This window comes from Pseudomonas sp. R3-41 (assembly GCF_054161485.1).
This window is the reverse complement of sequence record NZ_CP096421.1, coordinates 4,000,933-4,016,279: the sequence shown is the minus strand read 5'-3', so window position 1 is coordinate 4,016,279 and position 15,347 is coordinate 4,000,933. Positions and strand designations below refer to the sequence as shown.

General features: G+C 62.6%; 13 protein-coding genes. 11 read left to right on the top strand and 2 right to left on the bottom strand.

Annotation, left to right across the window (positions count from 1 at the left end; translation table 11 throughout):
• The first annotated feature begins 126 nt into the window (after window positions 1–126).
• The 10 genes from pedF to mqo all read left to right on the top strand — a co-directional run bounded on the left by pedF (window position 127) and on the right by mqo (window position 12,210).
• Window positions 127–588: a cytochrome c-550 PedF gene (gene pedF / locus M1D99_RS17610; RefSeq protein ID WP_186707614.1), complete on the top strand. Its 462-nt coding sequence runs from the start codon at window positions 127–129 to the stop codon at window positions 586–588.
• Between the two features lie 5 nt (window positions 589–593).
• Entirely contained in the window at window positions 594–1,469 is an 876-nt protein-coding gene (locus M1D99_RS17605) for a substrate-binding periplasmic protein (RefSeq protein WP_458130515.1), read from the top strand.
• A gap of 10 nt (window positions 1,470–1,479) precedes the next feature.
• A complete protein-coding gene (locus M1D99_RS17600; RefSeq protein WP_186707616.1) occupies window positions 1,480–2,235 on the top strand; it encodes a quinoprotein dehydrogenase-associated SoxYZ-like carrier in 756 nt (251 codons plus the stop codon).
• A gap of 16 nt (window positions 2,236–2,251) precedes the next feature.
• Window positions 2,252–3,190 carry a quinoprotein relay system zinc metallohydrolase 1 gene (locus M1D99_RS17595; RefSeq protein WP_458130514.1) on the top strand — a complete coding sequence of 313 codons (939 nt, stop codon included), beginning with the start codon at window positions 2,252–2,254 and terminating at the stop codon, window positions 3,188–3,190.
• A 305-nt stretch (window positions 3,191–3,495) separates the two neighbouring features.
• Window positions 3,496–5,271, top strand: a complete 1,776-nt coding sequence (locus M1D99_RS17590; RefSeq protein ID WP_250962029.1) for a PQQ-dependent methanol/ethanol family dehydrogenase — start codon at window positions 3,496–3,498, stop codon at window positions 5,269–5,271.
• Between the two features lie 269 nt (window positions 5,272–5,540).
• Entirely contained in the window at window positions 5,541–7,061 is a 1,521-nt protein-coding gene (gene exaC, locus M1D99_RS17585; RefSeq protein WP_458130513.1) for an acetaldehyde dehydrogenase ExaC, read from the top strand.
• Window positions 7,062–7,345: 284 nt separating this feature from the next.
• Window positions 7,346–7,417, top strand: a complete 72-nt coding sequence (gene pqqA / locus M1D99_RS17580) for a pyrroloquinoline quinone precursor peptide PqqA (protein WP_003243383.1) — start codon at window positions 7,346–7,348, stop codon at window positions 7,415–7,417.
• A gap of 132 nt (window positions 7,418–7,549) precedes the next feature.
• Complete coding sequence (ercA, locus tag M1D99_RS17575; protein WP_186707672.1) at window positions 7,550–8,707, top strand: alcohol dehydrogenase-like regulatory protein ErcA; 1,158 nt, start codon at window positions 7,550–7,552, stop codon at window positions 8,705–8,707.
• Window positions 8,691–10,061, top strand: a complete 1,371-nt coding sequence (locus tag M1D99_RS17570; protein WP_458130512.1) for a NahK/ErcS family hybrid sensor histidine kinase/response regulator — start codon at window positions 8,691–8,693, stop codon at window positions 10,059–10,061. The genes ercA and M1D99_RS17570 overlap by 17 nt, the downstream gene beginning before the upstream one ends.
• Before the next feature lie 505 nt (window positions 10,062–10,566).
• The gene (mqo, locus tag M1D99_RS17565; RefSeq protein WP_458130511.1) at window positions 10,567–12,210 is read left to right on the top strand and encodes a malate dehydrogenase (quinone); all 1,644 of its coding nucleotides are present in this window, start codon (window positions 10,567–10,569) and stop codon (window positions 12,208–12,210) included.
• Window positions 12,211–12,467: 257 nt separating this feature from the next.
• Here mqo and M1D99_RS17560 read toward each other — a convergent pair whose 3' ends face one another.
• Entirely contained in the window at window positions 12,468–12,935 is a 468-nt protein-coding gene (locus M1D99_RS17560) for an Rrf2 family transcriptional regulator (RefSeq protein WP_186707622.1), read from the bottom strand.
• Between the two features lie 145 nt (window positions 12,936–13,080).
• Between M1D99_RS17560 and M1D99_RS17555 the strand changes: the two genes are divergently transcribed.
• Window positions 13,081–13,977 carry an NAD(P)/FAD-dependent oxidoreductase gene (locus M1D99_RS17555; RefSeq protein ID WP_434570702.1) on the top strand — a complete coding sequence of 299 codons (897 nt, stop codon included), beginning with the start codon at window positions 13,081–13,083 and terminating at the stop codon, window positions 13,975–13,977.
• A gap of 16 nt (window positions 13,978–13,993) precedes the next feature.
• Here M1D99_RS17555 and M1D99_RS17550 read toward each other — a convergent pair whose 3' ends face one another.
• Window positions 13,994–15,301 carry a CitMHS family transporter gene (locus tag M1D99_RS17550; RefSeq protein ID WP_186707624.1) on the bottom strand — a complete coding sequence of 436 codons (1,308 nt, stop codon included), beginning with the start codon at window positions 15,299–15,301 and terminating at the stop codon, window positions 13,994–13,996.
• Window positions 15,302–15,347 lie beyond the last annotated feature (46 nt).

The following is a 15,347-nucleotide window of genomic DNA, read 5'->3' as shown; positions in this document are numbered from 1 at the left end:
GATGGCCTGCTACCAAGGAACTAGACCCCGGCCACCAAAGCAGCATTCGGCTGGCGGCACAGGGTTCCTAAGATGACGGCACGGCCTCTGCCAAGAGGTCTTGCGTGCAATCCAGAGGGCATAACAATGACAACAAAACGCAACGCCATCATCGCTACCGCATTATGGATGGGGCTGACCGGCGCAGGCTCCGCATGGGCCCATGGCAACGTAGTGCCCCAAGCAGTGGAAACCAAGGGACTGACCCCGATCAAGGACACCAACCTGCCGCTGGACGCCGATGGGTGGGCTGCCCAGAACCCGTATCGCAATGCTCCCGAGCGTGAAAAAGCCGTGGAGATCGGCGCCTCGGCCTACAACCAGAACTGCGCGGCCTGCCATGGCCTGGAGGCCAAGTCCGGCGGAATCGCCCCGGACCTGCGCATGCTCGACGCCGCCGAGGCCGGCGATGAATGGTTCGTCGAACGCGTACGCCATGGTGCGGTGCGCGACGGCCGGGTCTACATGCCGAAGATGGCCGATTACCTGAGCCAGGAGGCCCTGTGGGCGGTGCGCACTTACCTCGACAGCGTGCACGTCGAGGAGTGATCGCCATGCGCCTGTTCGCGTGGGTGATGTGCAGCGTGCTGCTGTGTGGCCAGGCGGTGCAGGCGCAGGTGCGCAGCTACGATCAGATGATCGCCGCCGGGGAGTTGAAGGTGGCGGTCTACAAGGATTTCGCGCCCTACAGTTTTGAGGATCAGGGCCAGCCCCGGGGTGTCGATGTTGAATTGGCGCAAGCCTTGGCCAAGGCCATGGGCGTGCGTCTGAAACTGATGTGGGCACCGCCCGGCGAGAAGCTCGACGACGATCTGCGCGATTACATCTGGCGCAGCAGCCCGCTGCACGACCGGCAACTGGCCGACTTGATGATGCGGGTGCCATACGATCACGACTACGTGCAAAGGCGCAACGACATCGGGGAACTGGAAAACGCCCAGGTGGTGATGTTCGGTCCCTATCAGCAGGAATGCTGGCAGGTGGCGTATGACCGTCGCCGGCTGGCGTCGGTGGGCAGTGTCGCCGTGTTCCAGCAACACTCCATCGGGGTGGAGGTCGACAGTGTGCCGTCGTTCTACCTGACCTCGGTGTTCAACGGCATGCTCAGCGCCAAGACTCGCCATTACCCCAGCGTCGCCAAGGCCTTCGGGGCCATGCAGGCCGGAGAGGTCGACGCCGTCATGGCCATGCGCGGGGAAGTTGACTGGCAGGTGCATGAGGCGGCCGATCGGCAGTTGGCGCTGGCGGAGAACGCCTATCCGAACATGGGCAAGCAACGCTGGGAAATCGGCATGGCGGTGCACGAAAGCAACCGTCAGTTGGCCTACGCGGTGGAAGAGGCGCTGGAAGGCTTGATCCGCGACGGCAGCCTCAAGGCGATGTATGCCCGCTATGGCCTGCGCTACGACGTACCCGAAATGTACCAATAGGAGCGCAGGGATGAACTGGCGAGCGTATGGCCTGCTGTTAGGGTGCCTGCCGTGGCTGGCGATGGCGGTCGAGCCGGGGAAGGATCCGGTGCCGTCGGTGATGTGGGCCTTTTATCACAAGCAGTTGCTGGGGGAGGCGCCGTTCGTGTTCGACGACCGAGTGCGGCTGCTGGCGCCACCGTTTGCCGAAGATGCGCGCCAGGTGCCACTGGAAATCGATGCCCGGGCCTTTGCCGGCGACGTCGTACGGGTGCTGGCCTGGGCCGAGCTGAACCCCTTGCCGAAAATCGTCGACTTCCAACCCGGGGAGCGGGTGCTGCCTTGGCTGTCGGTCCGTATTCGCATCGAGCAAGCCACGCCGTTGCGCGCCGCCGTGCAGACCCGCGATGGCCTGTGGCACGTCGGTTCGACCCTGATCGATGCAGCCGGTGGCGGCTGCACTGCCCCCAGCGTGGTGCGCACCCAGCCGGGCTGGGAGGAACACTTGGGCGAGGTACTGGGCGGCCGTTATCCGCGAGGGGATTCGAGTCGCCTGCGCCTGCAAGTCAACCATCCAATGGACAACGGCCTGGTGAGCGGCATCCCGGAGTTTTTCCTCAACCAGGCGCAACTGCTGGACGCCGACGGCCAGGTGTTGGCGCGCCTGGAGCTGTTCCCGGCGGTCAGCGAAAACCCCAACCTGGGCTTCGATATCCAAGGCCCGGGACAGACCCGCCTGGTGCTGCGCGACAACAGCGGCAACGCGTTCGAGGCGGCCATTCCCTGACCAGAAGGAGCGCGCCATGCGCTGGCTGTTACTGCTCTGTCTTGGCCTGTGCCTGCCGGCATGGTCCGCCACCAATTATTCACTCAAGCCCCGGCAGATCGCCGCAGGCACCTGGCTGCTGGAAGGCAGCACCGAGAATTTTGCCAAGGCCAACGGCGGCAACATCGTCAATACGGCGTTCATCGTCACCGAGGCCGGCGTGGTGGTGATCGACACCGGGCCGTCGAAACGCTACGGCGAGGCGCTGCGCCAGGCCATTGCCGCGACCACCGACAAGCCGGTCATCCAGGTCTTGCTGACCCATCATCACCCTGACCACGTATTGGGCAACCAGGCGTTCAGCGACGTGCCTATCGGTGCCTTGGCGGGCACCACCGACCTGCTGCGACAACAGGGTGATGCGCTGGCGGAGAACATGTACCGGCTGGTGGGCGACTGGATGCGCGGCACCGAGGTGGTACTGCCAACCCAAGTGCTGGCGGCCGAGACGCTGACGCTGGGCGATCATTCGTTGCGTCTGCTGGCATTGGCCGGGCACACCGGCGCGGACCTGGCGATCCTGGATGAAACCACTGGCGTGCTGTTCGCCGGCGACCTGGTGTTCTACGAGCGGGCCCTGACCACCCCCAACAGCCCCGGTCTGGAAGTCTGGCTCAAGGACCTGGACACCTTGCAGGCCTTGCCCTGGAAGCAGATTGTGCCTGGTCACGGCCCGGTCGCGCGTGACACCCAGCCTTTTGCGCAGATGCGTGATTACCTGGGCTGGCTCGACCAACTGATGCGCGATGGTGCTACCCGAGGTGACGACATGGCCGAGATGATCCGCAGCCCTATTCCCGAGCGCTTTGCCGGGATCAGCTTGAGTCGGTATGAGTTGATTCGTAGCGTCAGTCATCTCTATCCGCGTTATGAGCGGGCGGGGATGAAGCGAGTGGATACCCATGATCCCGACTGAACACATACCCCTGTGGCGAGGGAGCTTGCTCCCGCTTGGCTGCGCAGCAGCCCCCTGTCGTTCAACCTGGCTATCAATGTTGGCTGGGCTATTTTTGGGGCCGCTGCGCGCCCCAGCGGGAGCAAGCTCCCTCGCCACAGGGGGAGGCACCGGCAAAGAAGCTGGATGCGACGACGCCTCATGTGTACCAAGGAACTAGAAAACTCAACACAGCGGGCAATTGTTGGCGAGGGCCCCGAGCCCAAGAATCTGTGGCAGACCGGGAAAATTTCCCGGGTATAACAATAACCGCAGAGGTAGCCGTCATGACTCATCCCGCACGTCGCCAACCCTTCGCCGTGAGCCTGCTGCTCAGTGCCATGCTGCTGTCAGGTTCGGCCTTGGCCGCCGTGACCGATCAGGAAATTCTCCAGGATCCGAAGAACCCGCAGCAGGTCGTGACCAACGGCCTGGGCGTCCAGGGCCAGCGCTACAGCCCGCTCGACAGTCTCAATGTCAACAACATCAAGGACTTGCGCCCGGTCTGGGCGTTCTCTTTCGGTGGCGAAAAGCAGCGCGGCCAGCAGGCCCAGCCGATGATCAAGGACGGGGTGATGTACCTCACCGGTTCCTATTCGCGGGTGTTCGCGGTGGATGCGCGCACCGGCAAGAAACTGTGGCAGTACGATGCGCGTCTGCCTGATGACATCCGTCCCTGCTGCGACGTGATCAACCGCGGCGTGGCGCTGTATGGCGACCTGGTGTTCTTCGGCACCCTCGACGCCAAGCTGGTGGCCTTGAACAAGGACACCGGCAAAGTGGTGTGGAGCAAGAAGGTGGCCGACCACAAGGAAGGTTATTCCATCAGCGCCGCGCCCATGGTGGTGAACGGCAAGCTGATCACCGGTGTGGCCGGTGGCGAATTCGGCGTGGTCGGCCAGATCAGTGCCTACGATCCGAAGAATGGCGAGCTGCTGTGGACCCGCCCGACGGTGGAAGGCCACATGGGTTACGTCTACAAGGATGGCAAGGCGGTCGAGAACGGTATCTCCGGTGGCGAGGCGGGCAAGACCTGGCCGGGCGATCTCTGGAAAACCGGCGGCGCGGCGCCTTGGCTGGGGGGCTACTACGACCCGGAAACCAACCTGCTGCTGTTCGGCACCGGCAACCCGGCCCCTTGGAACTCCCACCTGCGTCCTGGCGACAACCTCTATTCGTCGTCGCGCCTGGCCCTGAACCCGGACGACGGCACCATCAAGTGGCATTTCCAGAGTACGCCCCACGACGGCTGGGACTATGACGGCGTCAATGAACTGATTTCGTTCAACTACAAGGAAGGCGGCAAGGACATCAAGGCTGCGGCAACGGCCGACCGGAACGGCTTCTTCTACGTGCTCGACCGCACCAACGGTAAGTTCATCCGCGGCTTCCCGTTTGTCGACAAGATCACCTGGGCCACTGGCTTGGACAAGGACGGGCGGCCGATCTATAACGAGGCCAGCCGTCCGGGCGCACCGGGCAGCGAAGCCAAGGGCAGTTCGGTGTTCGTCGCCCCGGCCTTCCTCGGTGCGAAAAACTGGATGCCCATGGCCTACAACCAGGACACCGGCCTGTTCTACGTGCCGTCCAACGAGTGGGGCATGGACATCTGGAACGAAGGCATCGCCTACAAGAAAGGCGCGGCGTTCCTCGGGGCCGGGTTCACCATCAAGCCGCTGAACGAGGATTACATCGGCGTGCTGCGGGCCATCGACCCCAAGACCGGCAAGGAAGTCTGGCGCCACAAGAACTTCGCGCCACTGTGGGGCGGGGTCCTGACCACCAAGGGCAACCTGGTGTTTACCGGCACGCCTGAAGGGTTCCTCCAGGCGTTCAACGCCAAGACCGGGGAAAAAGTCTGGGAGTTCCAGACCGGCTCCGGCGTGCTTGGCTCGCCCATCACTTGGGAAATGGACGGTGAGCAATACGTCTCCGTAGTTTCCGGCTGGGGCGGTGCGGTGCCGCTGTGGGGCGGCGAGGTGGCCAAGCGCGTGAAGGACTTCAACCAGGGCGGCATGCTCTGGACCTTCAAGTTGCCGAAAGAGCTTGTCGCCAAGCGCTAAAACCTGCCAGGACCCGTGGCGAGGGAGCTTGCTCCCGCTGGAGTGCGAAGCGCTCCCGATTCTTGGCGACTGCTTCGCAGCCGAGCGGGAGCAAGCTCCCTCGCCACAAGGGCCTGCGCTGGCCTTGAACTTGCGCCAATCGCTTGAAACCTACGACCAAATAACGAGAGAGCCCCCTGCCAATGACGCATTCGTCCACGGCACGGGGCTCTCTACCATCGGCCTATCGCCTGTCCCGTGACAGGCATCGACCAGGCAGAGGCCCCATCATGATCTACGCACAACCCGGAACCCCAGGCGCCGTCGTTTCCTTCAAACCGCGCTATGGCAATTTCATCGGCGGCGAATTCGTCGCGCCGGTCAACGGCGAGTACTTCACCAACACGTCCCCGGTCAACGGCGAAGTCATTGCCCAATTCCCACGCTCCAACGCCGCCGACATCGACAAGGCGCTGGATGCCGCCCATGCCGCCGCCGATGCCTGGGGCAAGACTTCGGTGCAGGACCGCTCCCTGGCACTGTTGAAAATCGCCGACCGCATCGAGCAGAACCTGGAAATCCTCGCCGTCAGCGAGACCTGGGACAACGGCAAGGCCGTGCGCGAAACCCTCAATGCCGACGTGCCGCTGGCGGCCGACCATTTCCGGTACTTCGCTGGCTGCATCCGCGCCCAAGAGGGTGGGGCGGCCGAGATCAACGAATTGACCACGGCCTATCATTTCCACGAGCCGCTGGGCGTGGTCGGGCAGATCATCCCGTGGAACTTCCCGCTGCTGATGGCCGCCTGGAAACTCGCCCCGGCCCTGGCCGCTGGTAACTGCATCGTACTCAAGCCGGCCGAACAGACGCCGCTGTCGATCATGGTCTTCGCGGAACTGATCGCCGACCTGCTGCCACCCGGGGTGTTGAACATCGTCCATGGTTTCGGCCGCGAAGCCGGTGAAGCCCTGGCCACCAGCAAGCGCATCGCCAAGATCGCCTTCACCGGCTCCACCCCGGTGGGCTCGCACATCATGAAGTGCGCCGCCGAGAACATCATCCCGTCCACCGTGGAACTGGGCGGCAAGTCGCCAAACATCTTCTTCGAAGACATCATGCAAGCCGAGCCGGCCTTTATCGAAAAGGCGGCTGAAGGCCTGGTGCTGGCGTTTTTCAACCAGGGCGAAGTCTGCACCTGCCCATCGCGCGCCTTGGTGCAAGAGTCGATCTACGTGCCGTTCATGGCCGAGGTGATGAAAAAGATCGCCAAGATCAAGCGCGGCAACCCGCTGGACACCGAGACCATGGTCGGCGCCCAGGCGTCCGAGCAGCAATTCGACAAGATCCTGTCGTACCTTGACATTGCCCAGCAAGAAGGCGCCGAGCTGCTCACCGGCGGCGCTGCCGAGCGACTCGAGGGGGATTTGTCGAGCGGCTATTACATCCAGCCAACCCTGCTCAAGGGCCACAACAAAATGCGCGTGTTCCAAGAGGAAATCTTCGGCCCGGTGGTGGGCGTGACCACCTTCAAGGACGAAGCCGAAGCCCTGGCCATCGCCAACGACACCGAGTTTGGCCTCGGCGCCGGCCTGTGGACCCGCGACATCAACCGCGCCTACCGCATGGGCCGGGCGATCAAGGCCGGTCGCGTGTGGACCAACTGCTACCACCTGTACCCGGCCCATGCCGCGTTCGGTGGCTACAAGAAGTCCGGCGTGGGTCGTGAAACCCATAAGATGATGCTCGACCACTACCAGCAGACCAAGAACCTGCTGGTGAGCTATGACATCAATCCGCTGGGGTTCTTCTAACCCTGGGAGATAACAAGGCAGTTGCAGGGACCCTGTGGCGAGGGAGCTTGCTCCCGCTGGGCCGCGAAGCGGCCCTTTCCTTGATGCACATATTGATTGTGTGGCTGCTATTTTTGGGGCTGCTGCGCAGCCCAGCGGGAGCAAGCTCCCTCGCCACAAGTGCTCGCTGCTCCAGTAGTACCAACGCACCCCACCCACCGCTTCGAAAGTAGCATTCGAGCCCCAGGCGTGGCGTGCATTAATGACCTTGCCGGAATCGCCCGGTACAAGAAGAGGAAAGACCCATGTGGACTAAACCCGCGTACACCGACCTGCGTATCGGCTTTGAAGTGACGATGTACTTCGCCAACCGATGAGTGCCGGCCCGGCCTGAGGCGTTCAGGCCGGGCTACCCCATTGGTCTGATTGCAATCACGGTGGGATGCTTTAGGCTCAAGGTATTCCAGACAATAACAACAGGCTTACCGATGAGCCACGTCACTGAAAAGATGAGCCTCAGCCCGCTGCGCAAGTTCGTGTCCCCTGAAATCATGTTCGGTGCCGGTTGTCGGCACAATGTCGGCAACTACGCCAAGACCTTCGGCGCGCGCAAAGTGCTGATCGTCACCGACCCTGGGGTAATCGCCGCCGGTTGGGTGGCGGACGTCGAAGCCAGCCTCCAGGCCCAAGGTATCGATTACTGCATCTACAGCGCGGTCTCGCCCAATCCCCGGGTCGAGGAAGTGATGCTCGGCGCTGACCTGTACCGGGAAAACCATTGCGATGTCATCGTCGCGGTGGGCGGTGGCAGCCCGATGGATTGCGGCAAAGGCATCGGCATTGTCGTCGCCCACGGCCGCAACATCCTCGAGTTCGAAGGCGTCGATACCCTGCACGTGCCCAGCCCGCCACTGATCTTGATTCCCACCACGGCGGGGACGTCGGCGGACGTGTCGCAGTTCGTGATCATCTCCAACCAGCAAGAACGCATGAAGTTTTCCATCGTCAGCAAGGCGGCGGTGCCGGACGTGTCGTTGATCGACCCGGAAACCACCCTGAGCATGGACCCGTTCCTGTCCGCCTGTACCGGCATCGACGCCCTGGTGCATGCCATCGAGGCCTTCGTGTCCACCGGCCACGGTCCGTTGACCGACCCCCATGCGCTGGAAGCCATGCGCCTGATCAACAACCACCTGGTGCAGATGATCGCCAACCCGGCGGACGTCGCCCTGCGGGAAAAAATCATGTTGGGCAGCATGCAGGCCGGGTTGGCGTTCTCCAACGCGATCCTCGGGGCGGTGCATGCGATGTCCCACAGCCTGGGCGGTTTCCTCGACTTGCCCCATGGCTTGTGCAACGCGGTACTGGTGGAGCATGTGGTGGCGTTCAACTACAACTCGGCACCGGAGCGTTTCAAGGTGATTGCCGAGACCCTGGGCATCGATTGCCGGGGGCTCAATCACCGGCAGATCCGCGGCCGGCTGGTGGAGCACCTGATTGCCCTCAAGCGCACCATCGGTTTCCACGAGACCCTGGGCCTGCACGGTGTCAGCACTTCGGACATTCCGTTCCTGTCGCAACATGCGATGCACGACCCGTGCATCCTCACCAACCCTCGGGAGTCGAGCCAGCGGGATGTCGAGGTCGTCTATGGCGAAGCCCTCTGACGAGCAGCAAAAAGCCCTGGCCGGGCTGCTGGGACTGGGCAATCACTCGACGCGCAAGAGTCACTACCCGGAACTGACGGCCCGTCTCGATGAGCTGGAGCAGGCCCGCCGACACCTGCAACAACTCAATGACCAACTCGAGCAACGGGTGGCCGAGCGCACCGATGCGTTGCTGGAAGCCAACCACAACCTGCAGCAGCAGATTGCCCAGCGCGAGCAGATAGAGCAGCAATTGCGCGATGCCCGGGATGTCGCCCAGGCCGCCAACCGCAGCAAGGACAAGTACCTGGCCGCCGCCAGCCATGATCTGTTGCAGCCCCTCAACGCGGCCCGCCTGCTGATCGCCACCTTGCGTGAACGCCAGTTGCCTGCCGCCGAGCACGTGCTGGTGGAACGCACTCATCAAGCGCTCGAAGGGGCCGAAGACCTGCTCACTGACCTGCTGGACATTTCCCGGCTCGACCAGGCCGCCGTCAAGCCCGACCTGGCGCCGTATCGGCTGGATGAGTTGCTGGGGCCGCTGGTGTCGGAGTTTCAATCGGTGGCCGGTGCCGCCGGGTTGGAGCTGCGGGTACGTTTTGGCGACGAAGCGGTGCTGACCGACCTGCGATTGATCAGCCGTATCCTGCGCAACCTGCTGAGCAATGCCTGCCGCTACACCAACCAGGGCGGCATTCTCCTGGCGGCCCGACGCCGGGGAGGGCGCCTGAGCCTGGAAGTCTGGGACACGGGACGGGGCATTGCCGCCGATTGCCTGGAGTCGATTTTCCTCGAGTTCAACCAACTGGACGTCGGCCGGGCGGCGGATCGCAAAGGCGTGGGCCTGGGGTTGGCGATCGTCGAACGCATCGCCCATATCCTCGGTTACCGGGTACAGGTGCGTTCGCGCCCGGGACGGGGTTCGGTGTTCAGCATCGAGGTGCCGCTGTCCAGTGAAAAACCGCAACCCGTGTCCCAGGCCCCGGCCCAGGCGGTCGTCGGCAACCCACTGCCGGGGCGGCGTTTGTTGGTGATCGACAACGAACTGAGCATCTTGCAAAGCATGGCCGCGCTGTTGGGGCAATGGGGTTGCGAGGTGTTGACCGCCACCGACGAGGCGGGCGCCCTTGACGTGCTGCAAAACCGCGCGCCGGAGTTGATCCTGGCGGATTTTCACCTGGATCATGGGGTCGTCGGCTGTGAAGTGGTCAGGCACCTGCGCGAGCATTTCCACCAGGCAATCCCGGCGGTCATCATCACCGCCGACCGCAGCGACCAGTGCCGCCGCGCCCTGCGCAAGCTGGATGCTCCGCTGCTCAACAAACCGGTCAAGCCTGGCAAGTTGCGGGCGGTGTTGAGTCAGATCCTCGGATAGGTTGGCGCTGTAGGAGTTGCGTAGGAGCTGTCGAGTGCAACGAGGCTGCGATCTTTTGATTCATCCGCTTGAAACTCAAGCGGCCAGGGCAAGATCGCAGCCTCGTTGCACTCGTCAGCTCCTACACGGGTCACGCACAGTTCCTACGCGAATGGTTACCAGGGCTATTAAAATGCCGTCATTTGGTCGGCGTTTTTGCCAAGAATGTAAAAATGCGCTTCGGTCTGTTTATTTCCTTATGTAAACTCCCCCCGCTGCGACAATCGGGCACGGCCACGCCAGGCCCGATGAACACCGTTTGCAGCGTCCCTCACCCAGCTGAAGCCAAGACCTACAAGAAGTCAGCGCCGGAGAGACATAAACGAGAGGCCGACGAATATGCTCGGCCCTGTAGGTCCATCCTCCAGTCCGTCTCGATCCATCCCCCAGCATTGCTGGCCGTGGATGTGATCTATCCTTGATCAGGACCGGTGGACGGAATGGCGTTCATCCTAGGGATACACACATGTTGAAGAAAACACACACGGCGCTACTGGGCCTGGCGATGGCGATGGGTCTTGCGACCACGCACGCCGCCGAGCCAAAAAAAGTGGATGTCTTGCTCATTGGTGGGGGCATCATGAGCTCGACTCTCGGCGTCTGGCTCAATGAGCTGGAGCCGGGCTGGACCATGGAAATGGTCGAGCGCCTGGACGGTGTTGCCGAAGAGAGTTCCAACGGTTGGAACAATGCCGGTACTGGTCACTCTGCACTGGCCGAGCTGAACTACACGCCGGAAGACAAGAATGGCAAGGTCGAGATCGTCAAGGCCATCGAGATCAACGAAGCGTTCCAGATCTCCCGTCAGTTCTGGTCCTGGCAGGTCAAGAACGGTGTGCTGAAGAACCCGCGCTCGTTCATTAACTCCACGCCGCACATGAGCTTCGTCTGGGGTGATGACAACATCGCGTTCCTGAAGAAGCGCTACGAAGCGCTCCAGGCCAGCCCGTTGTTCGCCGGCATGCAGTATTCCGAAGACCCTGCACAGATCAGCAAGTGGGTTCCGCTGATGATGCAAGGGCGTGACCCTAGCCAGAAAGTCGCGGCCACCTGGAGCCCGTTGGGTACTGACGTGAATTTCGGCGAAATCACCCGCCAGTTCGCGACTTACCTGCAAACCAAGCCGAACTTCTCCCTCAAGCTGTCCAGCGAAGTGGAAGAAATCACCCGCAACGAAGACGGCACCTGGCGCGTTTCGTACACGAACCTGAAAGACGGTACCGAAACCGAGACCGACGCCAAGTTCGTGTTCATCGGTGCTGGTGGCGGTGCGTTGCACCTGCTGCAGAAGTCCGACATCCCGGAAGCGCGTGAATACGCCGGTTTCCCAGTAGGTGGTTCGTTCCTGGTCACCGAAAACCCGACCGTCGCCCAACTGCACCTGGCGAAGGCGTATGGCAAGGCTTCGGTGGGCGCACCGCCGATGTCGGTTCCGCATTTGGACACCCGTGTGCTCGATGGCAAGCGGGTGATCCTGTTTGGCCCGTTCGCAACGTTCTCCACCAAGTTCCTGAAGAACGGTTCGTACTTCGACCTGCTGACCAGCACCACCACCCACAACGTGTGGCCGATGACCAAGGTCGGTATCGAACAGTACCCACTGGTCGAATACCTGGCCGGCCAGCTGATGCTGTCGGATGAAGACCGCTTCAACGCTTTGAAAGAGTACTTCCCGGACGCCAAGCAAGAAGACTGGCGCCTGTGGCAGGCCGGCCAGCGCGTGCAGATCATCAAGCGTGACGAAGAGAAGGGCGGCGTGCTGAAACTCGGCACCGAAGTGGTCGTGTCCCAGGACGGCAGCATCGCCGGCCTGCTGGGCGCCTCCCCAGGCGCCTCGACTGCCGCACCGATCATGCTGACCGTGCTTGAGAAGGTCTTCAAGGACAAGGTCGCCAGCCCGGCCTGGCAGGAAAAACTGCGCCAGATCGTGCCGAGCTACGGCACCAAGCTCAACGATAGCCCTGAGCGCGTAGCCCAGGAATGGGCGTACACCAGCGAAGTCCTGCAACTGGACACACCGCCGGTGATTGGCAAGCCTGGCGCCCCCGTGGCACCGGCCAAGCCGGGCGCCGCCCCGCAAGCCAACCCAGCGGCTGACATGGCGCTGTAAGCCGGACGCTGTCTGAAGTCGTACTAAAAACGCCGCTCAAATGAGCGGCGTTTTTATATTGGGCGCTCGGTTAACCCCTAATGTGGGAGCGGGCGTGCTCGCGATGGCGATTCATCTGAACAGGTGATATTGGATGTGCCGCCGTTATCGCGAGCAGGCTCGCTCCCACAGGGGGCAGACTTGACCGCAAGCCTTCTATTCGCCGCGAATCCCTTGTGGGAGCGAGCCTGCTCGCGATATCGGCGGGCCCGCCAACATCAATGCCCGATCTGCGAAAGGTCTGCCCCATCCTCTGCGCACACCTGTCGAAACCGCGCGTCAAAATCCTCCGCCAACTGCGCCAGGGTAATTGCTCCCAAACGCTTGAGCAGCAACGCCTGGGCCTCATCGAACGCATCCGTCAGCGCGCCGTTCACCGCCTGTTCCACCAGGCATTGCGGATGATCCGTGGACAGGCCAATGGCAAAGATCGACGTGCTGCCCAAGGCCTGGTGGATGTCCAGCAAGGTCATCTCCGACAGCGGCTTGCTCAAGGTCCAGCCGCCACGATGGCCTTTTTCCGACGTGACATACCCCTGTTCCTTGAGCAGCGCCATGGTCCGGCGCACCACCACCGGGTTGGTGCCCAGCATTTGCGCGAGGGTGTCGGACGTGGCCGATTGCTGGTGGCGATCCATGTGGATCAAAACGTGGAGCATGCGGGACAGGCGGGTGTCGGTTCTCATGAGCGTTGCAGCGTTCCGTGGCGAAGACCGGCCTGAGTATCGCCTGTAATTGCAAAAGTTACGAGATCGTTGACAGGCGCTTTTCAAGGAACTTACGATGTGTCGAGACTTCATCAATTCCGCCGGACCACCCAGGAGATTGATCATGCACTACGACGTCATCATCGCAGGCGGCAGCTACGCCGGGATGTCCGCAGCCCTTCAATTGGCCCGTGCCCGCCGCAAAGTGCTGGTCATCGATGCCGGCCAGCGGCGCAACCGGTTCGCGGCCAGCGCCCATGGTTTTCTCGGCCAGGATGGCCGCGCGCCCGGGGACATCGCCGAAGAGGCCCGCCGCCAGCTGTTGGCCTACCCAACGGTGGAATGGGTATCGGGTACCGCGAGCAAGGCCAGCCAGGAGGCGGGTGGCTTCATCGTGGAGAGCCATGACGGGCAACGCTACAGCACCCAGCGGCTGTTGTTGGCCTCCGGGGTCATCGATGAGTTGCCCGACGTGGAAGGGCTGGCGCAGCGCTGGGGCAAAAGCGTCTTCCATTGTCCGTATTGCCACGGCTATGAACTGGAACAAGGTCCCATCGGGGTGTTGGCGACCTCGCCGATGTCGCTCCACCATGCCTTGATGCTGCCTGATTGGGGGCCGACGACATTCTTCACCAATGGCGTGTTCGAGCCCGACCTTGAGCAACAGGACAGCCTGGCCCGACGCGGCGTAACCCTGGTGCCGGAGCGTGTCGAACGTATTGAAGGCGACCGGGCCGACGTGGTGCTGGCGGACGGACGGGTGATCGCCATTGACGGCTTGTTTGTCTTGCCACGCATCCAGGTGGCCGGTTCACTCGCGGCGTCCTTGGGCTGTGCTTTTGAAGACGGCCCGCTCGGGGCGTTCATCCAGGCCGACCCGATGACGCGTGCAACCAGCGTCCCGGGTGTTTATGTCTGTGGCGATGCGGCGATGCCGTTCGGGTCAGTCGCGTTGGCGGTCGGCGATGGGGTGAGGGCGGGCTCCGGGGTGCATCGTTCGCTGATCTTCGATGCGCATTGAAGCCGGCCCTTGAGCGTTATACCTGTACCGCGCCGGTTGCCACGGCAAAGGCAAGCATCACCAGGCTGACGCCCCAGGCCCAGAAGAACGTATAGGTGATGTGCTTGCGCAGCTCCACCCCGGACAACGCCAGTGCTAGATAGACGCTGGGCACCACCGGGCTGATGGAAAAGCCGGTGTTCTCCCCGATCAGCATGGCCCGGGCCACGGCTTCGAGAGGAACACCCGCGGCGGCGGCCACGTCCTTGATCACCGGAAGCAGGGCGAAATAATAGGCGTCCGGTGAAAAGATCATGCCCAGGGGCACGCCGAAGAAACCGACGATCACATGCAGGTATTGGGCGGATCCCGCCGGCAGGATATCGATCAGTGCCAAGGCCATCCCGTCGGACATCTTCGCACCGGAGAGCACGCCCAACAGGACGGCAGCGGCCATCATCACCAGGACCATTTGCAGCGCGTCGGCCGCATGGGCCTTGAGGCGTTCGGCCTGGGCGTCCAGGGACGGGAAGTTCAAGGGCAGGGCGATGCCCAGTCCCACCATGAAACAGGCGTACAGGGGGAAAATACCGGTGAACAGGCACACCAGGATCCCAGCGGTCAGCGCCACGTTCAGCCAGTAGCGCAGCTCTCGGGGCGAGAGGCTGAATTCCCGGTCCTGGGGTTGCAGGCCGTCGAGGTCGCACGTCGCCGCTGCCCCGAGGGACATCGGTTGGCGACGTTGGGCGCGCAGGCCCAATACGGTCGCGACCAGCAGCATGCACGCCAGGCCCACCATCTGCACCGGCAGCAATCCTAGCCACAACTGCGTGGCATCCAGCCCCGACACCGCGGCGGCCCGTGCGGTCGTGCCGCCCCAAGGGACCATATTGATGACACCGGCGGTAGTGCCGACCAGGCACAACAGCATCGCTGGGCTCATGTTCAGGCGTTTGTACAAGGGCAGCAGGGCCGGGATGGTCAGCAAGAACGTGGCGGCGCCGACGCCGTCGAGGTGAACCACCGACGTCACCAATACCGTTACCAACGCCACGGCCAACGGCTTGCCGCCCGTGCTGCGGATCAGCAGATTGACCAACGGATCGAACAGTCCGCGGTCACGCATGATGCCGAAAAACAGGATGGCAAACAGAAACAGTGCGGCGGTCGGGGCCACTGTAATCAGGCCGGCCTTGATGAACTCGCCGATCTGTCCGAGATTGAAACCGGCCAGCAGGCAAACGACCACGGGAAGGGTGGTGAACGCCACGACCGGACTGATCCTGCGCAGCAATATCAAGCCGATGATGGCGAACATCATCAGGAAACCCAGGGTTGTAATCATGTTGCAGCCTCTCTTTTTATTGTTGTCGGATGGTGCGCGGGCGGTG